Origin of the sequence: Phyllobacterium sophorae (genome assembly GCF_003010965.1) — a bacterium.
Taxonomy (GTDB): Bacteria; Pseudomonadota; Alphaproteobacteria; order Rhizobiales; family Rhizobiaceae; genus Phyllobacterium; species Phyllobacterium sophorae.
Genome location: NZ_PGGM01000014.1, coordinates 71,563 through 96,601, shown reverse-complemented (window position 1 = coordinate 96,601; position 25,039 = coordinate 71,563). Strand labels below are relative to the sequence as shown.

19 protein-coding genes and 1 pseudogene are annotated in these 25,039 nt (G+C 55.9%); 2 read left to right on the top strand and 18 right to left on the bottom strand.

Annotated features, from left to right (window positions below):
* Positions 1-46: 46 nt before the first annotated feature.
* A complete protein-coding gene (locus CU103_RS24260) occupies positions 47-1,669 on the top strand; it encodes a patatin-like phospholipase family protein (RefSeq protein WP_106666604.1) in 1,623 nt (540 codons plus the stop codon).
* Positions 1,670-1,930: 261 nt separating this feature from the next.
* Here CU103_RS24260 and CU103_RS24250 read toward each other — a convergent pair whose 3' ends face one another.
* The 7 genes from CU103_RS24250 to CU103_RS31165 form a co-directional block, all read right to left on the bottom strand.
* Positions 1,931-3,007 (bottom strand): PfkB family carbohydrate kinase, encoded by a 1,077-nt coding sequence (locus CU103_RS24250; protein ID WP_106666602.1) that lies wholly within the window; start codon positions 3,005-3,007, stop codon positions 1,931-1,933.
* Positions 3,004-4,119 (bottom strand): hypothetical protein, encoded by a 1,116-nt coding sequence (locus tag CU103_RS24245; protein ID WP_106666601.1) that lies wholly within the window; start codon positions 4,117-4,119, stop codon positions 3,004-3,006. Before CU103_RS24245 ends, CU103_RS24250 begins: the two co-directional genes overlap by 4 nt.
* A 1-nt stretch (position 4,120) precedes the next feature.
* Entirely contained in the window at positions 4,121-6,034 is a 1,914-nt protein-coding gene (locus tag CU103_RS24240; RefSeq protein ID WP_106666600.1) for a hypothetical protein, read from the bottom strand.
* Positions 6,035-6,041: 7 nt separating this feature from the next.
* Positions 6,042-7,145, bottom strand: a complete 1,104-nt coding sequence (locus tag CU103_RS24235) for a phosphoribosyltransferase-like protein (protein ID WP_245448977.1) — start codon at positions 7,143-7,145, stop codon at positions 6,042-6,044.
* A gap of 35 nt (positions 7,146-7,180) precedes the next feature.
* The gene (locus CU103_RS24230; RefSeq protein WP_106666598.1) at positions 7,181-9,118 is read right to left on the bottom strand and encodes an HAD family hydrolase; all 1,938 of its coding nucleotides are present in this window, start codon (positions 9,116-9,118) and stop codon (positions 7,181-7,183) included.
* A 230-nt stretch (positions 9,119-9,348) separates the two neighbouring features.
* Complete coding sequence (locus CU103_RS24225; protein WP_106666597.1) at positions 9,349-10,917, bottom strand: hypothetical protein; 1,569 nt, start codon at positions 10,915-10,917, stop codon at positions 9,349-9,351.
* A 316-nt stretch (positions 10,918-11,233) separates the two neighbouring features.
* The gene (locus CU103_RS31165) at positions 11,234-11,746 is read right to left on the bottom strand and encodes a hypothetical protein (protein WP_146147849.1); all 513 of its coding nucleotides are present in this window, start codon (positions 11,744-11,746) and stop codon (positions 11,234-11,236) included.
* A gap of 748 nt (positions 11,747-12,494) precedes the next feature.
* On the opposite strand from CU103_RS31165, the gene CU103_RS24220 reads away from it, so the two are divergent.
* The gene (locus CU103_RS24220) at positions 12,495-12,755 is read left to right on the top strand and encodes a recombinase family protein (RefSeq protein WP_106666596.1); all 261 of its coding nucleotides are present in this window, start codon (positions 12,495-12,497) and stop codon (positions 12,753-12,755) included.
* A 91-nt stretch (positions 12,756-12,846) separates the two neighbouring features.
* Here CU103_RS24220 and CU103_RS32245 read toward each other — a convergent pair.
* The 11 genes and pseudogenes from CU103_RS32245 to efeO form a co-directional block, all read right to left on the bottom strand.
* Positions 12,847-13,041 (bottom strand): annotated as a pseudogene (locus CU103_RS32245) (type II toxin-antitoxin system VapC family toxin); the annotation flags it as partial.
* Between the two features lie 84 nt (positions 13,042-13,125).
* Entirely contained in the window at positions 13,126-14,340 is a 1,215-nt protein-coding gene (gene repC / locus CU103_RS24210) for a plasmid replication protein RepC (protein WP_106666595.1), read from the bottom strand.
* A 160-nt stretch (positions 14,341-14,500) separates the two neighbouring features.
* Positions 14,501-15,466: a plasmid partitioning protein RepB gene (gene repB, locus CU103_RS24205; protein WP_106666594.1), complete on the bottom strand. Its 966-nt coding sequence runs from the start codon at positions 15,464-15,466 to the stop codon at positions 14,501-14,503.
* 82 nt (positions 15,467-15,548) lie between these two features.
* Entirely contained in the window at positions 15,549-16,748 is a 1,200-nt protein-coding gene (gene repA / locus CU103_RS24200; RefSeq protein ID WP_106666593.1) for a plasmid partitioning protein RepA, read from the bottom strand.
* Positions 16,749-17,038: 290 nt separating this feature from the next.
* Positions 17,039-17,158, bottom strand: a complete 120-nt coding sequence (gene cydX / locus CU103_RS24195) for a cytochrome bd-I oxidase subunit CydX (protein ID WP_106666592.1) — start codon at positions 17,156-17,158, stop codon at positions 17,039-17,041.
* 16 nt (positions 17,159-17,174) lie between these two features.
* Positions 17,175-18,329, bottom strand: a complete 1,155-nt coding sequence (gene cydB / locus CU103_RS24190; RefSeq protein WP_106666591.1) for a cytochrome d ubiquinol oxidase subunit II — start codon at positions 18,327-18,329, stop codon at positions 17,175-17,177.
* A 6-nt stretch (positions 18,330-18,335) separates the two neighbouring features.
* Positions 18,336-19,913 (bottom strand): cytochrome ubiquinol oxidase subunit I, encoded by a 1,578-nt coding sequence (locus CU103_RS24185; RefSeq protein WP_106666590.1) that lies wholly within the window; start codon positions 19,911-19,913, stop codon positions 18,336-18,338.
* A gap of 77 nt (positions 19,914-19,990) precedes the next feature.
* Positions 19,991-21,679 (bottom strand): thiol reductant ABC exporter subunit CydC, encoded by a 1,689-nt coding sequence (gene cydC, locus CU103_RS24180; RefSeq protein ID WP_106666589.1) that lies wholly within the window; start codon positions 21,677-21,679, stop codon positions 19,991-19,993.
* Positions 21,679-23,451 (bottom strand): thiol reductant ABC exporter subunit CydD, encoded by a 1,773-nt coding sequence (cydD, locus tag CU103_RS24175; RefSeq protein ID WP_425350644.1) that lies wholly within the window; start codon positions 23,449-23,451, stop codon positions 21,679-21,681. The genes cydC and cydD overlap by 1 nt, the downstream gene beginning before the upstream one ends.
* A gap of 4 nt (positions 23,452-23,455) precedes the next feature.
* Positions 23,456-24,028 carry a GbsR/MarR family transcriptional regulator gene (locus CU103_RS24170; RefSeq protein WP_106666587.1) on the bottom strand — a complete coding sequence of 191 codons (573 nt, stop codon included), beginning with the start codon at positions 24,026-24,028 and terminating at the stop codon, positions 23,456-23,458.
* Positions 24,029-24,207: 179 nt separating this feature from the next.
* Positions 24,208-25,032 carry an iron uptake system protein EfeO gene (efeO, locus tag CU103_RS24165; RefSeq protein WP_106666696.1) on the bottom strand — a complete coding sequence of 275 codons (825 nt, stop codon included), beginning with the start codon at positions 25,030-25,032 and terminating at the stop codon, positions 24,208-24,210.
* Positions 25,033-25,039: the final 7 nt, after the last annotated feature.

Here is a 25,039-nt window from a genome sequence, read left to right as displayed (position 1 = left end):
TTAGTTATGCGCTGAACCAAAAATGTTTATACTTTGGATGGATTAGATGATTCAGGCGGAAAGACAAAGGGTATATTGCATCTTTGAGGGCGCTGGCGCGCGCGGGCTGGGTCATTTAGGCCCCTTCCGTTCGTTATCCAAGCATGACGTTGAGTTCTCAGGCTTTGCCGGAACGTCGGCAGGCGCGATCCTTGCAGCGCTTGCTTGCGTTGGTTACTCGGCTGAAGAACTTTACTCTGAAGGCACGGGAATGAATATTCTTGATCGCCTTGACCTAGATACGACCAATACGGACGCCACCGTTACCAACCGGCCCGCGCGAACGCCGGCGAAGCTTTTTGGCGATGCCGCCTGGCTGAAAATACGGTCAATCCGGTATGTGCTTTGCAACAGGTGGATCCTTGAAACCCTGATTGGTCTACTTGTTGCCGTCGTGGCGCTCGGCTTTTTCTTCTACCCCCGCTCAGCTTTAGCTATCCTTGTGGTTGCGGTCTTGGCATCGATCGCCGCCGTCTGGCGTATAGTGCGGGGCCTTGTATCTCTTGATCCCGTGAAGTCAGGGCTGGACCAGCTGATCGCTGTCAAACATCATGGCATCCGCAACGGAGATCCCGTGACCTTCCAAGATCTGGCGGACGCTGGTCGCCTCCCGCTGAAAATTGTCGCTGCAAACATATCAAAACAGGAACTCACGGTCTTCTCAGCGGAAACGACGCCGCATGTCGCCGTGTCAGATGCCGTGTGTGCCTCAATCGCCATTCCGGGCGTTTTCAAGCCGCATCACGTTGATGGAAACTGGTACATGGACGGCGGATTAGTATCCAATTTGCCGGCCTGGACCTTCGATGACGAGCGATCGATTGATCGCGATGCGTTGACGGCTGCGATCGAGATCAGCGTCAGTGCAGACAAATCTCTTGTTAGTGAGCGTTGGACGTTGGCATCTGCCTTCAAGACAATGATCTTTGGCTCGAGCATCCTGAATAAGCGCGCAGTTGATCGCCTTACATCTGAACGCATTGTCGTGGATCTGGGGCTTCTGGATTTCGATGTGGGTCGAGATCGCGCCACCGTGATTGTGCGGGAAACTGAGAGCTATTGCGATAACAGCCTCATTGCACGCATGATCGAGCTGCCGCAAATCATTAATGACAAATGTGAGAGCACTTCCACGCAATGTCACGAGTTCATCGACGCGACGTACAAGGCGGCAGGCTTTCAAGACCGGATGTTTAGCACCAGAATAGCCATAGGAATCCCTGTCGGGCCACGGTTTCGCCTGATGAGGCTCGAGTTCAGCTCGGGATACAGGGATATTTCCGATGAGCGGATTTCCCTGCCGATTGAGCGATCTCTAGTCGGGCAGGCATGGACGAAAAATGAGCCCTTATACGTTTCGAAAAGCGATACCGAGATTTGGAACGCAAGTCTGACCGCTGCGCAGGATCGCTGGTTGCGGAAGTTGATCTGGAGGGATCTAAGCTGGGTCCTCTGTGTTCCGATCGATATCGACGAAAAGACCAGAATCGTTGTTACGCTGGACAGCGATATGGAACTTGAATCTGACGAAGATGCTCAGCAGGAGTTGCTGGATACGCTGGAAGGCCTTATATTGAAGGAGTTCCAGTTCCTGAAAACCGTAGAAAGGGAGTTGCTCAATGGCCGTTAAAATGCTTTCGCGCACAGCAAAGACAAATGCAAAAAGCAATTCCAGCGCCGCAGTTCGGTCTGCCGTCCGCACGAAGTATTCGGAGTATTCGGCCGCAGCGCCGACGGACCATGCTCGCAAGGCTTCTGAACTGGCAAAGAAAATTCGTGAGTTTGAAGCCAACATCGACTCTGACCCGCGTCCCGTCGTACGCAGCCGCGATGCGAAAACAGGTCTCTTCAAATAGTGTTGAGCGAAGGTATGCTTTAACCCTCGCGTCTATCAGGCAGCAGATTGGACGTGCGCTTCTCGCCTGCTTGGCTGATCCGGGCACGCGGGGCAAGCCACGGAAGCGCCCACCTTTATTGTCGAATCAATTGGAACCAACGTCGGGCGCCCATCGAGGATGGACTTGATCTGCCTATCGAAGTCCGTTCGATTTACGAGGTACATTCCGCCGCGGGCTCCCTCAAAACCACAATTCCAGGCTGCAAGCGCCTGGCCGAACCGAAGAGCTTCTTTGAGACCCACCCCGCCTCGTGCCAAAAACGCGCTCCGACCGCCGTCGGCGGCTTTCGCCACGAAACCGCCGGTGCACCAGTCACCCGAACCACAGCTGTCGACTAAACGTGGCGCGGGGAACGCGGGGACTTGCATCCAATCCGAGACCACGCCGTCAAGGCGATGACGATATCGAAGACCATCCGATCCCAAGGTTTGGATTTCGACAAGAGTGGCGCTGTGCGCAGTCATGGCTGCGCCAGCTGCCGCGAGACGCTGATCCGAATATTTGACCACATGCGCCAAACCAAGAGCTTCCGCAAAAAGCTTTTCATCTGACTTTCCCGATGGCTCAAAAAGAACGATAGCACCTTCCGCTGACGCGGCGGCAGCTAAAGTGAGAGCAGCACGAGACAGACGGTCAAGGAAGAAAACCGATGATCCCTTAAGGTTCGGCACAATAGCGTCGACGGCAACTTGAGTAACTGGTCTATAGCTCGGCAGCCGCTGGCCACAATGCGGACACGTCCATAAAAAGCGATGCGTTGGAGTGCCGTCGCGCGCGCGCTTTATCTGCTGGATGATAATGGGGGTGTGTCCGGTTGGCGCACAGTTTGCAAAGTCGAGGTGAACGTTCCAGTGCCCGAGGTCCGCTCTCACCCGCTCAGAAGCCGGATCGCCATTCATTCTGGCAATTGGGAAGGCATCCCATCCGAGATAAGACATGATCGCCATTACGTTTCCGCAGGTACCACCAGCCCAAGACTGAACCGGCGAGTTCGGGTTCAGTCCCATAACCAGATCAAGGGCTACTAGCCCGGTGCCGAAAATCTTTGGTTTGTCGACGATCGACTTCATGAAGCGTTCGTCCTTTCATTGTAAAGCGGTGGTCTGGGTTGCGGGTATGCGTCTCCCTCCAACCATATATGGACTAGATGCGTTGAATCTGCGGCCGTCGGAACTGATGCGTCGAGATCATAGCCTAACGCCTCAAGGTAAGCGACTGGTAAATCCCGTTCGAGGGCCGCCATCAGGGCTCCAAGTGCCATAACCTTGCTTCCCAAGGGCGACAGGACCAGCACCGATCCGCCAACTTCGGAAAATACGGGTTTGCGGAGATCGTCCAGCCGCAGGATGGTCCGGTAAAGATCAAGTGGATCTTGCTCATCCGCGTAGACGATGTCACGCGTGTCGACGGACCATGCGCTTTCCAGTTCGCTCAGGAACTCCTCCGCGAGCGCGTCGCCGAGCCGAGGGTCCCGCGCGGGAAACGGTAGTATAGGACAAGTATCGTGCGGAGTGAGAAACTCGTGCAGGCGTCCCAGCGCCGCGCGCTTGCCGGTGGCGAGCTGCGGCAACCACAATTTAGCTGCCCCGCCAAACTTGTCGAGAGTGAGCCCGCCCTTGAATCCGTGCACGTATCCCGGAGAGTCGCTGGCTACCGTCTGGATTGCGCCATCAAGAGCTGGATCGTGGGCAACGAAAAGATGCAGGTTGGGCGGGCCCTTCCCCTTCTGAATACGCTCGACCAAGAGCCTGATGGTTGGAAAACTCGTGCCTACCGAGAGAGCGCTCACGTCCACAACAACGTCAGTGATATCCTCGAATGTCTGACTTCCGACGAACGAAGCAACGTTACGTCCGCCGACGACTGCCAGATCGGTGCCAAAGATTTCGACCGGGACAATCTCATGATCCGGAACGGCAGTTGTCAGGGCGGAGGCATTGTTGTTCGCTCTCGATACGAGACCGGTGCTAGGCTTTGGGCGGATCTCCTGGAAGAACAGTCCCCGAAGACGAGCTCCAGCCGCGGCCAGCTGCGTTGATATCACGCCTGCGCGGGGGTCAAATCCGGCGCCGGCGATGACCAAGACATTGCGATCTTTTCCTGCAAAATAGTCGTTGATGAAATTAACGACCTCGGCGCCGCTATGCGCAATGCAGGGATCCCATCGCCAGGGACGTGTCATGTTAATCCTCCCCCAATATGCGAACAAGATCGTTTGTACGTCGTTCCAAGAAGCCGCCGCGCTTCGGGGTCAGACCGTAATGAAGAAGGAGTACGCCACCCAGTTCAATTAGGACCCAGAGACGCTTCTTCGTGCCGTGATTGGGAACGAGGACGAACGCGTTATAAGCCACTCCGAACTGGAGGATTCGAGCCAGCTCCGGATTGGTTTTGGGTATGTCGTAGAATTCGTCCTGAAGAATGCCAAAGGCATTTGCCCCACCCCCGAGCGAGGCGTTACCTTCCAAGCTTTTCTTAAGGCAGGCCGAAGCGATGCCATCGCTCAGTTTCTTAACCTGCTGATGACGCGGGAAATCCCATTCTCGTATCATTTCGGTCGCTCGGTTTCGCAGAAGGTTATTCTGGACACTTGCGACGAGCGTCGGAGGTTTTGACCTTATCAGTTGGGTTTCCGACTGGGCGACGAGCCGCGACGCCAGTTGCAAGAACTGCTCGGCATTCTCAGAGCCGGTATCGCACAGGAGATCGATCCCATAAAAGTACGGCCGGTCATACTTGTGAAGTAGGTGGACCTTGGCTCCCTCAAAGACTTTGTCGTCGGCCGTTAGCGGTCGCGACGGCTCAACGTCCTGTCCTGCATCCTCAAAAAGTCCCTGTTGTGGAACACGTTTCGCATAGCGCTGGAACAGTATACCGAGCATCGAGAGACGAATCTCTTCGCTGTCCTCACCTGTCTCCTTCAGATAGTTTGCGATTTCCACCTCAAGAGCTCCTCGCCGATCATCCGTTATGGAATAGCGCCGCTGCAGAGAATCAATATGAGCGATGAGCTTTTCGCGTTTGGACTGGGCAATGGGCACTACACGAATGGACAGGAGGCTACCGAGATCATTCAATCGACGACGATGAAAAATGTCCATTTGGGCGAGATATCGGTTGGCCATTCCCTTGGCCATCTTCCGGAACGCGCGCCGTTGATGTGCCCTGTCCCCGCCGCTTTGCATACGAATGCTGGTCGTCTCACGTGATTTCTTCAAACCCGGTTCACTGGACTGCCCGACGTCGCTGTCTTCGAGAAGCACATCTGCCGGCGTCAAAGCGTCGAGACGCGTCAGGACCCAACGCGATACACGCATTTCCCTGCGACTGAGCCAGCGTTGAAGCGCAACAAACTGAGCCGGGTGGAGACTGTGCGCATCGTCGAAAATGACGAGCGGTTTCAGCACGAGGAACTGGCCTGCCTCCTTCAACTGAAAGGCTTCTATCACGTCGAAAGGGCGATAGGCAGCAGCAGCGGCGTATTTATCAATCTCATTAACGTCGGGAGGCACCAAAGCAGCAGAGATATTATAGATCGCGAGTTCGATCTCTCTCGCCCGCGCAAGCAAACCTGGCCCGCCTGTACCCCCGATTGAGGTTAACGCTGCCTCCGCGTCAGGCCGCGCGACGATCTCAATGTCATCGAGGTTTGCCCCGGCGGACTGAACGTTTCTGATCCAGGCAAGGACTGTGCGCGCCTGCAAGAGAGCAATCATCAGGCCCCCTTTCAGGTGATCCGGATAGGGAAACTCCCAGAATTCCCGATACTCCGCCTCAAGTGGCACCCGGCCACCGATGACAGCTGGCGAACCTTCCTTGATTGCACCGCACACGGTCAGTGTGTCGATGAGATCGTCATAGATATCCTGACCACTGTTTCTCAGAAGCGTCCGGAGGGTCGAATATTGAAACAGCCTTGCAAGGGTCGTCTTTCCGCTCCCTGGCGTGCCGATAATCGTCGTGAGGCGATCATAGAGCTTACCCTCTTCGGCATGCTTCTGGAAGAATGTCACCAGTGGTTCGGGCGTAACGACAGCAAGAAACGCCTCATCGTCTCGAAGATATTCAGTTGCGCGTTTTTCGAACGGGTTGACCATGGTTTGCCTATGAATGCCTCTGACGACGCCGGAAGAGAGGACGCATCGGCGGGGCGTTCACGCCATCGCGCGCTCCACCTTCCGTCTCGGCCCAGAGAAGGGCGACCGAATTGTTTGGGGTATTGTGATCCAGGACCAATGGCAAGGCGCACTTGCCGTAGCCCAGTCCAAGGTGGGTTTCGCCACCTACATCTGTATGTTCCGTGCGGATTATCGGGTCGTAATATCTCTGGGTCAGCTCGATAAAATCCGCATACCGGCCCGGGACTTTGTCGATGGGAAGGTCGTCCGGAAGGACCGTGCCAAATGAGAAATTGATGTTCTCAGTCCAACCATCACTCTTGAAGGATGCGACAGCTTCACCCGCGCGCGCGATCATTGCCTGAGAACCCGCGCTGGTCCCGATATAATGATGAACGCACAGCTGCCAGTCTGGGGCAAAGACGTGCTTGCCAGCAAGCTGCTTCACGGCGCCGTCAAGCGAATCTTTGAATTTGCAGAGTTTGCCGGTCCATTTCCCTTTCTCCGTATTGTATCGGAGAAAGGAGGTTCCGGTGCCAACGAAATCGTCGATCAAACAAACCAGGCGAAATTGCGCCTCAGGATCTTTGAGTTCTTTACGCAGCTTGTCGATCAAGTCTTGCCATTTGTCCTTGTCAAGTTGGGTCGCCAAAACAAACTGCTCATTGTTCAACACGCCGACATTGTTGTGTCTGATGCCATCAATTCTCGCTCCGTCGCTAAGTCCCATAAACAAGGTTTGCCGGCGTAAACGGTCGATCGCTGCACTTGCCTCGATGTCGGCAAGAACACGGTAGCGAGGGATCGATCTTTCCTTAGCGACCATGCTGATTATGCGCTCACGAACGACTGACGGAAAGAACTGTTCCACCAGTCTGTTCATCTCGCCGGGTCCAACATAGATGAGTGATCGCCGAACAAAATCATAAGCGGTCGGGCGCTCAGCAGTACCGAATTGCTGTAGCCATGTCGCCAGGCTTTCAATGAACCGCATGCCAGCCTGAAAGTCGCGATATCCATCGTATTTCAGCCGTGCCATCAACCGCAGCCAGCTGAACTCTTTTCGCGCTTGATCATCATCCCAGGCCATGATCTCACCGAGTATTCGCAGACCAAGACCTTCGTTCACTTGAACGCGCCCTTCCTGAACGCGAGAGCGCCGTCCTCAATCTCCAAAAACCGCAGATATTCAAGGGTTGCCTCGACACCGCGTTGCCCTGTGTCAGCGAGGTTCCAGCAACTGTCCGGATCCACGCTCGTCTCGTCGACACTGAGCGTATCCTCTCCGCGCAGAAGCTCATAGTCGTTGCCGGGCCATCGCCCTCGGTCGCCGATCGTCAGAATTGGCGCAGCACCCAGCTCTTCCTTTATCCTGTTGATGACATTGGCCTTCGAGACGCCGGCTGCAACAATATCCACGGAATGGCTTGAACGGGTCACTTTCACTGCCGCACTCCCGGTCGCCAAGATCACCTGATGGGCGATATCCCAAAGTCTATCTTCGGCCATCATGCGCTTGGACTGTAGCGTAATTTGAAATTGCCGATCCGTTTGCTCTGCGAATTCCGCAAGTTCAGGATGCTCACGCAGGGCTTTCGCCAAAGTGGACAGTTGACTGCAGCAGGCAGCCGAAGCATCAGGGACGTTCGGATCACTCAGCGGCGCTATCTCAGCCCCGTTGTAGTAGCCCATCCAAATCTTATTCCAGTACTCCTCGGGCAAAATCGCTCGAAGGTCTTTTCTCACAGAGGAGCCCCTGCCGGTGGCAATGGCCACTCGACCGCCGCTTCGCAAAATCCGAACCAGTTCTTCCGCGATGTCTTTTCGCGCCAGATCAAATCGATGGCGGGTATCGACGAGTGTACCGTCGTAATCGAAGACGACAGCGGAAAAGCGTCTTTGCAGTAGTCGCTGCCGGTAGGCTCCCAATGCATCCATCCAGCGGGAGAGCTCCTGCACGTTCATATTCGACGGTGGGTTCCCCGCCTTGCGGGCAATGGCAGCCTCGTCCCGCGGAGTCAACCGAACGGCGAACCCGCTCTTTTTCGGGCGGGGAAGAGGAAGGTTATAAAGCTTTCGACCAAAATCGGGAACGCCGGGCCTGCCCGGATCGATTCCACGCGCAACGCCCGCCCACTCCGTAATCCTTAGGGCAGCAATCAGAGAAGTTAGCATTGCAGCGACAGGTGGCCCACCGAGGTCTATCACTGCTGTCGGCACGTCCGCCGGGATCAGCTTGAGCGTCTTTTCCGCAAGAACACGATCTTGATCCGACACCAACGCCAGAACGCCACTGAGCTCTCCCCGCTTGGCGAGCCAGTGATGTCGACCATGCGCAAAGTTCCGGTAGTCAGCCAGCTGCAGATTGCCCAAGGCGGCCTCGGTGAACTTCGATTCCAGATCGATTGCACCGACCCGGGTCGTGGGTCCGTGGATGACCAGCGTCGTGCCCCGCGACCACAAATTCTCGGTCTGTGCTCGCCAGGACGCAATAGCTGGAGCCTGATCTGATAAGAGGCGCTCGACGACAACAACCACAGAGTTCCAGTCTTCCTCCGCGCCAAATTCGAGCGCGTAGGCCCTTGCGAGAAGCGAAACGAAGCCCAGCAAGGAGTTCGTCGCCAGAAACCCGTCCTTGCCGGCCGGCGGCGGAAAAATGAGAAGATCTGCAAATGGATGTTGCCGGCACAAATCTGACAGCGGGCTGTCTTTTCGGCCGCACATCACAGCAAGTTGTCGCGGCTCGCGCGACAGAAGCGCCTTGGCGGCGGCGTTGATATCGACATTCCCACCACCCGCACTGAGAAGCCAATGCGACACGCCGCTCAGAGGGTCTGTGGCAACGTCGAGCGGTGTTGAAACGGTGGCGATGCGCCCGGTGTATTTTTGGTGGAGGCCAATGATGGCATGGGCGGCCGTGAGGGACCCTCCGGATCCGATAGCCTGAAGAGGAAAGAGGCCTGCAGTCCGCACCGCAGATTTAAGCTCCTTGATCTCTTCTTGCTTTGCCCACTCGAATGTGGCCCCAAGACTTTGGATTTCGGTCGCGTAAGGCTTTGCCATCATCTCCCTGTGTAAGGCTATGTCCCCACACCGCGTCGAATAACCAACTGATGGGCGGATATGCCTGAAACAAAGTGTTTCAGGCGAATTCCAGGATCAAGAAGTTCGTGGAAAACGTGAGAACTTACAACACGTCACAGAAGATCAAGACAAGTCATCAACAACTATAAACGGTTGCGGCCGGACGATCCTGAATATTTTGCCGGCGCCTTCGAAATCGGGCCGCAACATTACCTCACCGATCCGGATGACGTATCCCATCCTTCGAAGGAACCCAAGAGCAGCGCGGGCGCTTGTGTCTTTCGATACCGTTTAGAGATCTCGACCGCACGATCGACGAAATGAGCATTGTCGGCCCCTAGTGGCAGCGCGATATCCTCGACGATCCGAGGCTCTCCTCCGACTACCCGGATTTCTTTGTCATCCTTCTCCATCGTGACGATCGGCACTTCGACGAGAACGCTGTACTGGGAACCGGCCAGTTCCAAAGACAATGGCGCGAGCAACGTATCTTGCTGGTCGATGATCTCGTCATCGTCCCAACGCGGGAGAAACAATTGGACGCCTGGCATCGACGCCAGCGCGAGGAGTTCGGAGTGTCTGTCAATCCAAACATAAAAGTCGGAAAGCAGGAGGCCGGGACTTCCCGAATGATGCCTCCTTGAGATTGCGGCGGCCATGCGCCGCAATAGTTTCGTCGCGTGTATCCAGTGCCTGAAGGGGCCTTCCTGGACGTCTGCAGGCAAGTCCAGCCGCGTGTCCTTGAACAGTATGGCAACCTTCTTGTTTGGCCGGGCCAGAATCGCGCCCACTTCGATAAGGGATACTGCATCATTCAGATCAAGTGTTTTCTTGCCGTCGTAGTCGAAGGTGATGCCCGCCCACTCTTTTTTGAAGTCCAGTACGATTTCGAGATATTCGTTGGCCAATCGGATGGGGGCTTCGCGGCCGGCATCGATGAACGGGGGGACCACAAAAAGGCCAACTGGAACGCTTGTCCATTCTCCATCATCCAAATCTTCCAGCTCGATCGATGCCGTCATTAATGGTGGAGCTTCCATCTCGATGATGGCGTCACGGAAGAAGTCGGTATCGGTCTCCAGCGCGATGCCGAAGCGCCGGCGCTCAATGACCATATCGGTCACGTTGAGTTCGCGGCGACCTCCCAGAAATAGCTCGTCGATTTTTTCTTTCGCTTCTTCACCGGGGACAAAAAACCTGCCCACGATTGATCCTTCGTCATAGCCGCATGTGGCTCGCTGATGAATTTTAAGCTTTAGATATTCCGAGGGATCACCGCCGAGCATTCCCGTCAGGGCGTCAGCCAATCCCTCTCCCAGATTTCCCAGCTCGATTGCGCGGTCAAGGGGAATGGGCACGGTTATCCTATGTATCCTCCGGCTACCCTTCGCCTCCTCCTGCCTTACCCGTCGCAACGTCTTGGCAATAAGCGCTTCGTCAACAGGAACTATCAGGCTTCGGGTGGGCGCTCTGCTGGAATTTCCAAATTCCAGCACAGCGATCGCCGCGGCCATATCGGCGTCGACTAGGTGCTTTAGAGCAGAGAGCTTAATTCGGGGAGGTTCTCCCAGCCGATCGGTAGACTTCACCTGGATGAGGAATTTCTGCAATCTGTGCTGCCGGTCAATCGGAACATCATCGGCAAGCACGGGCTCGTTTTCGAGGAGAAAATCCCAACCCAGGCGATCAATCTGAGACTTCTGAGCGCGGAAGCCTTCGGGCTCACACCAACCCAGAAATTGATTTTCTCCAATCGCCCCGACATCCCGCTTCGACACTTATAACTCCAGAAGGTTGCCTAGATTTCACACCTGGTCACTGTGCCAGCAGATATGGTCTATTACGATTTTCATTCGAGATGGTTAAAATCTCAGAGCGTGGTGTCGAACGTGGACAAGTGGCTTGAACCTTCTTGTCCCAGATAGCCGGTGACGAAGCGCGCGCGGAAGCCGTGCGAATGTACTCTGCGAGCTCGGTGGAGTTCATCGCGAAGATCGGGGCGGCCGCACGATGACGGAGGGGCTCTCGTGACCGCAACTGCTTCGGCTCTAAATGATAATTGTTCGATTGCGCTCTGTTACGGCACCTAGCCGATCAAGAGTCATACCGCCCGATCCACACAAATTGGGCCGAGTTGGCAGAAGGTGGGTTCTCTCTCACTGCGAGCACATATGCCAGCATCCGGTGATTTCCATCCATGATGTCTATCGTTCCGCTTGGATGGCACAAGAGCACTGGTGGAGAATGAAAAACCTGATGTGTTCGAAGATATTCAAGAGCCTGTAGGGTGGTTTCTCTGCCATTTGGCATATATTGGGAATACGGGTTCGATACCCCGTTGAAGTATCCCATCTCCATTTCCGCAAGCGTACGATTGGACTCTTGTGTTAGCGCGGAACCAACCAAAGTAATTAAGTCAACACATTCCTTGTACCAAGCAACGCCACGCCAGAAATCAAGAGGCCGCCCGCCGAGGATGTTTAGCCACCTTCCGTCAGAGTTAGGCTCACCCAATTCAGTAACGAACGGAGCCAGCCATTCTTCGGCTAATTCATCCGGAAAATTTGGAAAAACACTCCTTGTAATGGCGCGAATTGTGTCACTCATCGATATTAATGAACCCGATCTATGCTTTAAGTATAGCGGCTTGAGATTATCTAGGCGTACGGCTTTATATATCATCGCAATTTCTGGCGACTGGAGAAAAGTCTTGACGCCGAACTGCCACTCTAACCAGCACGGAGTCTATCGGCTTCTCATTCACAAGCTATTAACCGCCAACGTTGAAGCAGGCGAGAAGCAATTGGCGATCTCGTCTGGTACTATTATCGGATATCGGACGCCGAAAGTCTGGCAGGTAAACCGTCATCTGGAGCGGCACAAGCGTTCCGGACATGCTTCGACAGAGCTCCTAGCACGCTGGCTGCCGGCCTGCTCCATCGCGCTCGAAACTATCCCAACCCGGCGGTCCTGCCCAAGATGATGCGATGTCGACACCACCGAATCTGGTCCCGTTACCCACGCTAAGCGTGAGGCCAATTATGTCCTCGCCATTTAATGCATTGTTTAGGTTAATGTTTTTCCCGTCACAGAAGCTAACTACTAGATAGCTTCTTCATACCGGACTAGAACTTCAATGCTCCGCGCTAGGCTCTGCATGGTGTTGCCGACCGAACGGCAATGGACATGTAGTTGCGCATCTCTGGTCATCCAAAGGCCTGTTTCCCTTGTGTTTCGGACGTTCTGTCGCCTGTAGAGATGCTCGCTTACCCTATTATCGGCATTTTCAAACGACCGTTTTCTCATCACTTCCGATATTGTACAAGCGTGGTTTCGCGCGGGTTAGAATTTGAGTATGAAACCACAACCCATCACCCGTGAGGGCTTGGCCGATGCCGGGCTGTTACGCCCCTCCCCTCGCCGCGCACCGCAAGATCGACTGATGTCACTGGTCACCAGCATTGCCAATGCCAACCCGAACCTGACGTTCCGTGATATCGCCAGCCAGCTTGAGGCGATGCATGAGCGCACACCGCGTGGATCATCGACATGGGCAGCCTCCTCGGTTAAACACGTGCTCGACCGGGCCAGAAAGCTCGGGGTGGTATCACAATAGCCGTTGCAACCCTCGCGACCCTATAACCTGCACCGGTGCAGAGACCGGACCAACCGTGCTCTCTACTTGTGTCAGCGACATGGGACCTGCGTCAAATACCGGGTGTGATCAGCGTTAGCGACGGAAAATATGTTCGATATCGACCGATATCCCGGGTGAGCAGGGTTAGTTGGCTAACCGCTGCTTGAGCGCCAATGAAAAAGTCGGGCAGAACGCCGGTGCGCGATCCTCCCGATTTACGGTATTTCGTGAAGACCTTTCCCGCCAAGAACAGCGCAGCACGCGGTATTGTATGAGTTTAAGGCCACCGCCAGGCTGTATCCCTGAACGCGCTGCAACAAAGGCGTCAGCGCATATTTTCACTCCTGGGTTACTTCGACACCAGCTGCGGTTGCACGCCATTTGCCTTCAATGCCGCCATCAACATTGGCCCGATCGAAAACTCCCCTGCCCTCGCCTTTTCGGTCAAGGCCCGCAGATAACCGCCGGCAGAATTGATGCGCTGAGCCCGCTGCAGGATGCAGGCGATGACGACGGCGGTGTTCTCCTGGCCGAAGACGTCAAGCGCTTCCTCATAGGCCGAGGGCGAAATGCCGAGGTACCCCCGCACTTGGGCCGCCGTGGTCATCAAATCGCGCCAGATGCTGATGCCGTTTGCCGCATAGTCGGCGATTTCTGGACAGGCCTTCATCACCAATCCGAGCGGATAGGCCTTTGTCGCATCCTCAGCCTTGGTTTTTGCCAGCGCGGATTTCGGCCCTTGGCTGTTTCTTAAGCCAGGTTCAAGATCAGATTTAGAGTCGGGTTTTGAATTCTGTTGTTGCGGATCATTCTGAGACTCATTGGCGCTCGGATTCTCAGCATTTACATGCTTTTCCAACAGCATAGCCACTTCGTCATGCAACGCCGCCAGATCGCTCAGGATCGGCTCCAGGGCCTCAAGCGCTGCCCGGCGCGGGATTGCCTCGACAATGGCGCGAAACCGCGTCCACAGCGTCCCCCAGTCGCCGCAAACGTCTTCGGCGACGGCCACCTCGATGAGCTTGGCGATATCCCGCCGCTGCAGCGTGATGCGCTCGCGCACCAGCTTCAGGGCCCGGGAGGCGGCCCGCACGCTCTCGGCGGCCTGCTGCAGCTCTTCTGCACGGGCCAGCAAGGGTGCCAGGGAAAAGCCGAACGCGTCGGTGATCTCCCCGCGCCTGCCCTTGCGGGAGTAGCGCTTGCCGTTGGGGCTGTCCTTGCGCGTGATCAGACCGCATTCGAGCAGGGCCGCCAAATGCCGGCGCAAGGTGGCATTGGCCATGCCATGGGCGCGCATCGACAGCTGGACGTTGGAGGGAAACACCACCAGGCCGTTGTCGGCCGACAGTTCATTATCGGGCAGGAACGACAGCAAAGCGTTGAGCACCGCCAGCGAGCGGTCGCCAACGCCGATGATTTCCTTGCCTTCGCACAGCCAGCGATACACCTGCCACTTGTCGGCGGTCTTGCCCGCTTCGATGTCCTGGGCTTGAGCCTGGATTTTCAATTGGCCAAGCGACATCGATCGCCGCCCAAAGGGCGTCGTTATGAGATTTCCAAGCATCTCCGTTTCACCTTTCTAAAGGCAAAAGAAACCGGCTCGCCTACACGACGTCAAAAAGTCTTGACACTGATTCGGGGAAATGCGATTCTCGATCCTGCTAGAGATATGAGAGAAGCCTTCCGAGACAGCGATGTTTAGGTGGGCTTTTTTCTTTTGCGGATTAGTCTCCTGTTTTCCTTGACGTTTCCGATTCCCTAAAGACCCGATAGAGGTCTTCAAGGTTTTCAGCGATATACGCTCCAAAGCGGGAGGCGTTTTTCTCCCGCAATGACAATGTAAATAACTTGCCGGTGTCTTTGATATCGACGCTTATGGACTTGTCTTTAGGCGACCAAACCTTTTTGGCGGATGCCGCGGGCTTCGTGGTCTGGCGTTTCGATTTACTCAAGAAATTGAAAAGCAAATTGAACCGTTCATCGCCTGTTTGCGCCATAAAATCGTCTGCGGCAACCAACTGTACGGCCTTCTGGCCATTGCCCGGCACTTGCAGCAGCTTCGACAGCTGCCACCACCGGTCACGGCCAATCGCCTTTGCCGATCCAATTGCAACGATAATCGCTTCCGGAACATTCGCCGATACCGATTGCATTTTTGAATAGGTCGTCGCGTCAAGCGCAAGTGCAGACCTGATGACCGACTGATCGTAGCCAAGATCGGCCAAACGTTTGGCGAACAGTGTTCGCTCGATAAAGGAAAGATTCGAGCGCGCAGCATTTTCCTGGCCCTGCGCGATAACGTGATCCTGATCCGTCAGTGGCTTGACGACTGCACGAACCTGGCGCCCAAGTTGTTTGGCAACCTTAACACGGCGGTGCCCGAAAACGATCTGATAGCGGCCCGAACCGGCCGGGTGTGGCCGCACCAAAATGGGGGAATCCTGCCCCCTCTCCCTGATCGCGGCCAATAGCTCGTGATAGGCTTCGTCGTCCTGATCAAGCCGATCAGACACAAAGGAACCGTCCACGAGATCCGGATCGAGTTCGACGACACTTCCCTTGGCGAGTTCCTCAAACGAACTCTTGATCGAGCGGGAAGCACCGCTCACAACGTACGACAACGCATCATTCCGCTCCGCCTTCAACGGAGCCTGGTTCATTACGCTGCTGAAAATATCCTTACGGGCCATCTATCTGCTCCCGTTTTGGGTTAAGCAGTTGATCTTTCGATCGAAAATCGCCGTTTTTACTGCAGTAAACCAATCTGCCATGTCAGCGCCCCCATGCCCGGTGTACAAGCGCGGCAATTTCCGAGTTGACCGCATCAAGCGATTCGATCGCGCGTTCGTAAGTGGAGCGGGTAAAGCTGTTTTTCTCTACCTCATACAGTGTTTGTTTGGTCAAACCGGCGTCCGACACGGCAGTGGATTTCAGCATCGGATTGGCCAGAATTTCTTCCGCAAGCATCGATTGCATGAACCCCACCATTTGTGCCTGCGGGATATCCGTCGGCTCATAGCGTGTGATCAAGTACCGGAACCAGTCGAGTTGCACTTTGGCGCCAGCCTGCTTTACGGTCTTGAGAATACCGCCGAGCATCAACAGGAACTGCGACATCGACATGAGATCCAGCATCTGCGGATGGACGGTAATGAGCACTGATGTCGCGGCAGACATGGCCGTCAGTGTCAGGTACCCCAATTGCGGCGGGCAATCGACAACCACGACATCATAGCGGCTATCGACTTCCTCAAGGGCCTTGCCGATACGGGTGAAGAACTGTCTGCCTTCGAGCGATGCGCGGTCCTGCATCGCAAGGGGGGTATCATACTCATACTCCTGCAACTCGAGATTTGCAGGGATGATGTCGAGACCCGGGAAATTGGTTGGGAGTATGACGTCAGAAATCGGCTTGCGATCTTCGTCATACCGGATCGATTCGTAGAGCGACAGATTGCGATCAAGTTCCGGCTGAAAACCATGCAATGCCGACAAGGATGCCTGCGGATCAAGATCGATGGCGAGAACGCGGTGACCGGTGAGTGCGAGATACTGGGCGAGGTGGGCCGCAGTTGTCGTCTTACCCGATCCTCCCTTGAAATTAACGACTGCAATAACCTGCAGCTTGTCACCCGGCTTGCGGTGCGGAACATACTTCTTCACCTCGGTGCGTCCGTTGCGGTCAAGATAATGCCGCAGCTCCAGCATCTGCTCGGCCGTATACGAGCGCCGGCCCGACGAAGCCTGCGCCGGTACAGGACCTTTGCCTTCCAGGTGCAGGCGCTTTAGATTGTTCTGCGTGACACCAAGATAGTGGGCCACTTCCGCCATGGAAAAGGAACGCAATGTCTTCGTCGCGTTCGGCGGAAATTTTTCCATCCGAAGCTGGTCGAGCCGGCGTGAAATCTCCGCACCTTGATCGAGGATCTTGTCGTCAAACTCGAATTTGGGCAGAGGTATTGCGATGTTCATTGGAACCGAAACCTCTAATAGCGCTTTTTCAAAGTAAATCTATTACGAAGCGCTATTAAGCTCCGATTCGCTCGGTGCAGCAAGATTTTTTAGATTAACAAAGGGTTAACGGGATTCATTGCTGTGGAAAGGGCCGGGATGTCAGATTCGGTCTCATGGCCACATACCACCGTTCCACCCTTAATCCCGGCCGCGTCAGGAGCTTGTTTTCATTGATGAAAACGCACCATTTTACTGCAGTAAATTCTCCAGCTCTAATGCAGTATAAACGCGAGGACGCGGAACCATTCCTATTTCTCCGCCTCTTCCTTTCGTGTCTTGTCGTCCTCGACCAATTCATACCACATCGCGTTCAGTACTGCGAAAGCAGCGGCAAAGGGCAATCCGAGAAGCCAGGCAAAATACCACATGTCTCGTCCTTTCTCTTTAGTAGGCGTGACCGCTCTCGTCATTGATGGAAGCATCGTCGACTTTGCCCCAAAGGACTCTGTAGACCCAACTCGTGTATGCGACGATCAGCGGAATGAAGATTGCCGTAACAACCAGCATGATGAAAAGCGTCAGATGGCTTGATGATGCGTCCCATACGGTCAGGCTCGAATTCGGGTCGAGCGAGGAGGGGAGGATGAAGGGAAACATCGATACGCCCACGGTCGAAATAATGCCGAAGATTGACAGTGCGCTTGAAAGGATCGTCGCAATTTCCCGTCTTGCTTGCAGTCCCAGCAGGGCTCCTGCTGCGCCAAGCACACCGAAAGCCGGCGCGATCAGAAGCCAGGGGGCACTCCTGTAATTGGCGAACCATGCACCGCTGTCCACCACCACAGTTTTTAACAGTGGATTGGATGGGCCCATGGGATCAACCGTGCTGGTGATCAGGTAACCGGCCACGCCCGCCCAAAGGTAAAGGCCGGCGACACAGAACAAGGCGATCGTCAGTGGCGCTGCCAGGCTGCCAAAGTATCGTGCCCGCTCTGCAACAGGTCCGCTCGTCTTCACCATCAACCACGCACTGCCGTGCATGATGAACATGGCGAGGGACAACAGGCCACACAAAAGCGCAAAGGGATTCAGCAAACCGAAAAAGGTGCCCTCGTAGAAAACCCGCAAGTCGCTATTGAAGCGAAACGGAACACCTTGCAAAACATTACCGACGGCGACGCCGAATATCAAAGTTGGCACGAAGCCGCCGATGAAAAGCGCGCAGTCCCAGGCAGTGCGCCATGCGGGGCTGTCGCGCTTGGAGCGATATTTGAACGCGACGGGCCTGACGATCAACGCCGCCAGGATCGCAAACATTGCAAGATAAAAACCCGAGAACGAGACAGCATAAAGCGGTGGCCAGGCCGCGAATATTGCCCCGCCGCCGACAATGAGCCAAACCTGATTGCCTTCCCATATCGGGCCAATGGTGTTGATCGCGATCCGCCGTTCCATATCGGTTTTCGCCACGAATGGCAGCAACGTTCCGATACCCAGATCGAAGCCATCGGTGACAGCAAAGCCGATCAGGAGGATCCCGATCAGTAGCCACCAGATCAGACGCAATGTTTCATAATCAATGAATTGGTGCAGGATCATGGTCGGTTACTCCGCTGGAACGATGTGGGGGGAAATCAGTTTTGCTTCCGGCTCGATATCAGGTTCCGGTCCCTTGGCGATTGCCTTGAACATCAGCCCCATCTCGATGATGAAAAGCGTGGTGTAGATAACGACAAACCCGGCGATGGTTATGAGCAGGGAAGTCACGCCGAGATTGGAAACCGCCGCTGCCGTGGGCAGTATCCCTTCGATAGTCCACGGCTGGCGGCCTGTTTCGGCGACGACCCATCCCAGTTCGGCTGCGATCCACGGGAGAGGGATGGCAAACACTGCAACACGCAGCAGGAAGGGATAGGCGTCGATCTTCCGCCGTACCGAGAGAATGAAGAACGTGGCCGTCAACAGGATGAAGAACACCCCCAGCCCCACCATGATGCGGAATGCCCAGAACAATGTTGGCACGCTTGGCACAGTATCCCAGGCGGCCTTCTCGATCTGTTCCTCTGTTGCCTGGCGTGGATCGTCTACATAACGCTTCAGCAGCAGTGCATAGCCCAGGTCGGCGCCATTTGCTTCAAAGGCGTCGCGCACCTCCTGACTGACAGCGGTGCTGCTGCCCGCGTCGCGGATTTGCTGGAGGGCACCGTAGGCAAGCAACCCGCTGCGAATATTGATCTTGGCGCGATCCACCAATTCCTTGATGCCCGGAATTTCGGTGGTCAGCGACCGCGTACCGATCAAACCCATGACCCAGGGCACGCGGACAGCATAGTGGGTTTCGCGCGCAGCGGTATCGGGAAATCCGAAGACGGTGAAGGCCGCTGGCGCCGGCTCCGTTTCCCACATCGCTTCAATCGCCGCGAGTTTCATCTTCTGGTGTTCGCCGGAGAGGTAGCCGCTCTCATCACCGAGAACTACCACTGAGAGTGCAGAGGCCAGACCAAACGAGGCTGCAACGGTCATCGAGCGCTTTGCGATCTCGATATGCCTGCCTTTGAGGGCATACCAGGCCGATACGCCGAGGACAAAGATCGATGCGGTGACGTAACCCGCAGATACAGTGTGGACAAACTTCGCCTGTGCGACAGGATTAAACAAAACCTCATAAAAATCAACGACTTCCATGCGCATCGTCTGCGGATTGAAGGCGGACCCAACCGGATTTTGCATCCAGCCATTGGCGATGAGGATCCACAACGCCGAGAAATTCGATCCCGCCGCCACCGCCCAGGTCGCTGCAAGGTGTCCGACCTTTGAAAGTTTGTCCCATCCGAAGAAAAACAGACCGACGAACGTTGCTTCGAGGAAGAACGCCATCAGCCCTTCAATCGCGAGCGGAGCGCCAAAGATGTCGCCAACATAATGGCTGTAATAGCTCCAATTCATGCCGAACTGGAATTCCATGACAATGCCGGTCGCTACCCCGATTGCGAAATTGATACCAAATAGAGTGCCCCAGAATTTTGTCATCTGGCGCCAGATTGCACGCCCGGTCATGACATAGACCGTCTCCATGATCGCTAGGAGGATGGAAAGCCCAAGCGTGAGCGGCACAAAGAGAAAATGATAGAGAGCTGTAATCGCGAATTGAAGGCGCGAAAGCGCCACGATATCAAGTTCCATTGCTTTTCGTCGGGCTGACCCGACCCCCTGTTAGCCGGCATTCACAGTTGTGAATCCCGGAAGAAGATTGCCCGTTCTCAATCCGGCCGAAGCACGGAGAGAGCGGCGTTAAACTCGTTTTCTCCACGGCGGGGTGCACCAACAATGCGTCCACGCTCCAGGATGACCAGCCGGTCGGCGACCATGGCCTCGCGCCGTATATGCGTAGCGATGATCACGGAGCGGCCGCGCATGTGCCCTTCAAGACGGCGCAGCACATCGCGCGCTGTGTTTCCATCCAGGCCCTCTGTCGGTTCGTCCAGCAGCCAAAGTGGGGTATCCCGCAACAAAAGCCGCGCCAGGGCCAGACGCCGTGCCTGGCCACCCGACAGCCCCAGACCGCTTTCGCCGAGCGCCGTATCCAGACCTTCGGGCAATTGCGCAACGAAGTCTCCAAGGCCAGTTGCCGCAAGAATATCCATAAGCTTGGCATCGTGCGCATTTTGGTCCGCAAGGCGCAGATTATCACGCAGGCTATCCTGAAACAGTTCGGTCCGCTGGTTTAAAAGAGTGGAGGGAAGCGTTTTGACGCGGCCCGCAACCGCCTCGATCTCCTGAGCAAGCAGCGCCAGCAATGTTGACTTTCCGGCACCGCTGGCGCCCACAAGCGCTAGACGCTCACCCACGGCAAGTGAGAGTGACAGGTTCTGAAGCGAGGGGAGGGGAGAGCCATCATAGCAGACAAAGACATTATCGAGGTGAACTGCCAGCGCATTTTGCGGTGAACCCGGCCGTTCGGGCGAGGGGAGCGCGCTCATGTTTGGCCCAATGCGTTGAGCGGCCAGCATCGTGCGCCCAAGTTCAACCGCCCCCCGGCGCAATCCGGCGAAGGGTTCGAGTGCTGCCAAAGCAATCAGCAGGCCAAGTGCTGCAACCGGCGCTCCAATGGTGCCGGCCCCGGCCAATTTGGCGACGGCAAGGAGAGTGGCCCCCAACAACAGCGCCGATGCGGCTCCGAAAGCGGCTGTAACGAACATCTCGATACGATTGAGCACGTCATCTGCTTCGTGGAGGCGACGATCCGATTTCATCACGCCATCCTGCTGCGCAGCGAGGCGGCCGGCCATGATCAGATCGGTTTGCCCGGCTACCAGATCAATCGCCTTTGATCGAAGGCTTTCCAGAGCATGGCCGCGGCGCCGGGAAGGAGTTTTCGCGAAACGGGCGGCTGCCAAAGGGATGCCAAGCCCCGTTAGTAGCAGCCACGATGCCGCGCCAAGTCCCAGCAGCGGATGCATCAGGCCGAAGGCGACGGCAACGGCAAGCGCTGTGCAAAGCGCAACGGCCGCAGGGACCAAAATACGCAGGTAAAGCGAGTCGAGTGCATCAATATCAGCACTCAGACGAAACAGCAGCTTGGCAGGCCGCTTCAGCAGCATCCTTGCTGCCTGCGGCTGCGCCCAGTTGCGGAAAACCTGCTCGCGCAACTTTGCAAGGACACCAAGCGTCGCGTCATGTGTCGTCAAACGCTCGCCATAACGCGCACCCGTGCGCGCCAGGGCGAGAAAACGTATCGCTGCAGCAGGAGCAAAAACATCGAAAACGAGGGCTGTCACCGACGACAGCCCGGCGATCGCCGTGGCGGTGATGAACCAGCCGGACAAGCCGAGCAGCGCGATCCCGGCAAGGACGGTTGCAGCCGCCAGCACAGCGCCCGCTAGAAGCGCGCTACGGCGCTCGGCGAGGAACAACGCCACGATGGGCCGAAAAATGCTCCAGAGGGGCATTACGCTCGCTCCAGCAGGGTTGTGGATGGCAGCACGATGGTTCGATCCATGCGGCTTGCCAAAACCGGATCATGCGTGGCGACGATCAGCGTCTTTCCGGCAGAAATCGCCAGTAGGTTCTGTGTGATTTCATTGGCCGTCACTGTGTCGAGATGCGCAGTCGGCTCGTCCGCTAGAATAAGCCCGGCGTGCGGATTGGCTGCGGCACGTGCCAGGGCGAGCCTCAAAACCTCACCCCCGGACAGGCCCGAACCGCCTTCACCCACCTGCGCGGTGCCACGGGCATTTACCACGTCCTGCAGGGCAGCCTTGCGCAATGCGGTCTCGGTTTCCTCGAATCCAACCCCTGGCCGGCCCAAGGCAATATTGTCTTTTATTGTGCCAGCAAAAATGTGCGGCTTCTGGCCAACCCAGGCGATGCCGGCGCGAAGCTCTGCAGCGCTTGCCGGCGTAAGAACGATGTTGCCGAGTGTGATCTGGCCTGCATCAGACGGTGCCAGTCCGGCGATCAATGCAAGTAGCGTGGATTTGCCCGAACCGCTTGGCCCAAGCAGAGCAATATGCTCAGCCGGCAATATGTCAAGATCGAACTGAACAAAGACCACCGGGTTTGATCCCTCGTGGCGGAAGGTCAGCCCTTCGATATGAACGCCGGGAACCGCCGCCTGGCGGTTTGACGTTTCATTTCTGCCAATGCCCGGCACAGCGACATCATGTTTTGAAAGTCTGTCCAGCGCTCCAATGGCAGCTTCGCCCGAAGCGCGATCGTGCCAGACGGCAGACAATTCACGCAAAGGCTCGAAGAACGCCGGCGCGAGGAGGAGAACGAACAAACCTTCTGTCAGGCTCATGCGCTGCCCCCACGCCCCAAAATTCAATTGGCCAAGAAGGTGAAAGCCAACATAGACGGCGACCATCGCCACGCCCAGCGCTGCAAACAGCTCGAGCACTGCAGAGGACAAAAACGCGATGCGCAGCACGGCCATCGTGCGTGTCGCAAGTGATTGTGCATTGTCCAGCAGGCGCCGTGCAGTCAGGTCGACGGCATCGAGAGACCGGATCGTCGCCAATCCACGCAGCCGGTCGAGCAAGAAGGCATTCATGCCACCCATTTCCACCAGCTGTTTCTCGCTGGCAGTCTTGGCCCGCCAGCCTATCAGTGCCATAAAAACTGGAATCAGCGGAGCGGAAGCTAACAAGATAATAGCTGCCGTCCATGAAATCGGTAGGACACAAAACACAATAGCAACCGGCACAATCGTGGCCTTCAGGCGCGCCGGACGGAAACGCGCCAGATAAGGGACAATTGCCTCGGCCTGTTCGGCGAGTACGCTGGCTGCAAACCCGGAGGCCGGCCGATCGATATCCAGCGGCGAACGCGCGGCGAGGGCGGATATCGCATATTTGCGTTTCTCCGACAAAACATCGCGAGCGGTGCGGAAGGCCAGCCGGCTACCGGCAGCATCGAGCATCGCCCTGACCATGCCGATGGCAACAACACCAGCGGCGAGCCAATAAATGTCCGTCACCCCGCGGCCGGCGGCGATGTCGCCAACGCCGATTGCCAGCAGGCCAGCCTGTGGCAACCACAACAGCGACGCAAATACCTGAACAATCGGTGCCATCGCGCAAGCGCGTCCATCTTCTGCTAAAGACGACTTTGCAGACTCTTCCGATGATATTGTTGAGGCTGCCCGCGGCGATCCCCTGTCGCCCACATAGTCGGCATCGGTGCGAAGCGCCAATGAGGATGCGTCTGCTGCGGGTCCCATGCCATCAACCCTTTTCGGTAGAACGCTTCGACCTGCCGAGGGACACGATCTTGTCCTTCGCCTCCAACAGTCTTGTGACTTTCGCACCCAACGTCAACAGGGTCGCCAACCGATCCGTATCCAGCTGCTTGACATCCTCGTACCAGGTCGTCAGTTGTTCAATGAGCCCGTGCATTTCGCTCATGCGTGCTTGCGCGTGCCGCTCAGCCTCGCTGGCCGGTTGCTGCATGAGAATTTCGCGCAGGACCGACAGCGTCGGATCAACCTCGCGCTTTTTTCGCTCTTCGGCGAGCGTACGCAATATCTGCCAGACGTCGTCTGGCGTTGTAAAAAAATCACGGCGATCATCCGGGAGATGTTTGAGCAGGACAAGATTCCATGCCTGCAGCTCCCGCAAGCTCATCGAAACATTGGAGCGGGAGATACCCAGCGCTTCAACGATCTGCTCAGCGTTGAGCGGCTCGGGCGAGACATAGAGCAGGGCGTAGATTTGGCCAACGGTCCGGTTGATGCCCCACCGGCTGCCCATTTCACCGAAGTGCAGAACGAAGGATTGAATGAGAGGGGGCAGGTTCATTGGTACATCCCGTTACAACTGTCATTTCTGTAATTACTGAAATTACGATATTTAATAAATCGTAAACTTGCAAGGGCCGCAGTTGAAACCGCACCTCAAAGGCACCTTTTAGCGGCGGGCAACAAAAAAGGCCCGATCAGGATGATCGGGCCGGTTTATAGAACGCAGAAAAGGAGCGGTTAGTTGAGGCCGAGCTTGCCACGCAATGTCGACAGATCTTCGGCAAGCGTATTGACGGCAGCGGCCAGCACTGCACGGTCATCTTCGGTGAGCTTGTCGTAAAGCTGATAACCCTCAGCGGTCTTGTACTTGGCCAATGTGGTATCGACTTTATCAAAATTGCCCGACACCTTGGTTACAAACGCACTGTCATCCTTTTCAACGAGCGGTCGCACCAGGTCGAAGATTTTGCGCGATCCATCGAAATTGGCTTTGAAGTCCCAAAGGTCGGTGTGGCTGTAGCGATCTTCCTCTCCGGAGATTTTGGTTGCAGCAACTTCTTCCATGAGCACGGCGGCTCCACCGACCACCTTTTCCGGCGGGAGCGTGAGATCGGTGATGCGCTTGTTGAGTTCGGTCACATCGGCCATCAGCTTGTCGGCAAACGGCGCCAGATCCTTTGTGCTATTTTCTGCAAAAAGACCGTATTCAATACGATGAAAACCAGTGAACTCCGGGTCTTTCTCGGCCTTCTCATGGTCGTCAGCACGAGAATCGATCGAACCATCGAGATCACTGAACAGTTCAGCAATCGGCTCGATTGCTTCATAGCTCATGCGCGTAGACCCAAACAGTGCCTTCGCCTTGTCGAGCTCTCCCGCCTTGACAGCATCCGTAAATGCCTTCGTGTTGGTTACGAGCTTCTCGGCATTTTCGGAAACGTAGATCTTGTAATCCGCAATCGGACCGACCAGATCGAGCGGTGATACCTCGGCCATGGCAACGCGCGGCATGATCGCGGCTACAGCAAGCAGGCTTACAGAAAGTGTCAGTTTCAATTTCATCATTGGT

What these genes read in the sequence shown, in the direction of transcription:
- CU103_RS24220 (WP_106666596.1), top strand. Translation starts at nt 12,495, where the DNA reads ATGAAACCACAACCCATCACCCGTGAGGGCTTGGCCGATGCCGGGCTG.
- CU103_RS24185 (WP_106666590.1), bottom strand. Translation starts at nt 19,913, where the DNA reads ATGGAACTTGATATCGTGGCGCTTTCGCGCCTTCAATTCGCGATTACA.
- repA (WP_106666593.1), bottom strand. Translation starts at nt 16,748, where the DNA reads ATGAACATCGCAATACCTCTGCCCAAATTCGAGTTTGACGACAAGATC.
- cydC (WP_106666589.1), bottom strand. Translation starts at nt 21,679, where the DNA reads ATGCCCCTCTGGAGCATTTTTCGGCCCATCGTGGCGTTGTTCCTCGCC.
- CU103_RS31165 (WP_146147849.1), bottom strand. Translation starts at nt 11,746, where the DNA reads ATGAGTGACACAATTCGCGCCATTACAAGGAGTGTTTTTCCAAATTTT.
- CU103_RS24250 (WP_106666602.1), bottom strand. Translation starts at nt 3,007, where the DNA reads ATGAAGTCGATCGTCGACAAACCAAAGATTTTCGGCACCGGGCTAGTA.
- efeO (WP_106666696.1), bottom strand. Translation starts at nt 25,032, where the DNA reads ATGAAATTGAAACTGACACTTTCTGTAAGCCTGCTTGCTGTAGCCGCG.
- CU103_RS24170 (WP_106666587.1), bottom strand. Translation starts at nt 24,028, where the DNA reads ATGAACCTGCCCCCTCTCATTCAATCCTTCGTTCTGCACTTCGGTGAA.
- cydX (WP_106666592.1), bottom strand. Translation starts at nt 17,158, where the DNA reads ATGTGGTATTTTGCCTGGCTTCTCGGATTGCCCTTTGCCGCTGCTTTC.
- CU103_RS24230 (WP_106666598.1), bottom strand. Translation starts at nt 9,118, where the DNA reads ATGGCAAAGCCTTACGCGACCGAAATCCAAAGTCTTGGGGCCACATTC.
- cydD (WP_425350644.1), bottom strand. Translation starts at nt 23,451, where the DNA reads ATGGGACCCGCAGCAGACGCATCCTCATTGGCGCTTCGCACCGATGCC.
- repB (WP_106666594.1), bottom strand. Translation starts at nt 15,466, where the DNA reads ATGGCCCGTAAGGATATTTTCAGCAGCGTAATGAACCAGGCTCCGTTG.
- CU103_RS24240 (WP_106666600.1), bottom strand. Translation starts at nt 6,034, where the DNA reads ATGGTCAACCCGTTCGAAAAACGCGCAACTGAATATCTTCGAGACGAT.
- CU103_RS24245 (WP_106666601.1), bottom strand. Translation starts at nt 4,119, where the DNA reads ATGACACGTCCCTGGCGATGGGATCCCTGCATTGCGCATAGCGGCGCC.
- cydB (WP_106666591.1), bottom strand. Translation starts at nt 18,329, where the DNA reads ATGATCCTGCACCAATTCATTGATTATGAAACATTGCGTCTGATCTGG.
- repC (WP_106666595.1), bottom strand. Translation starts at nt 14,340, where the DNA reads ATGCTTGGAAATCTCATAACGACGCCCTTTGGGCGGCGATCGATGTCG.
- CU103_RS24260 (WP_106666604.1), top strand. Translation starts at nt 47, where the DNA reads ATGATTCAGGCGGAAAGACAAAGGGTATATTGCATCTTTGAGGGCGCT.
- CU103_RS24235 (WP_245448977.1), bottom strand. Translation starts at nt 7,145, where the DNA reads ATGGCCTGGGATGATGATCAAGCGCGAAAAGAGTTCAGCTGGCTGCGG.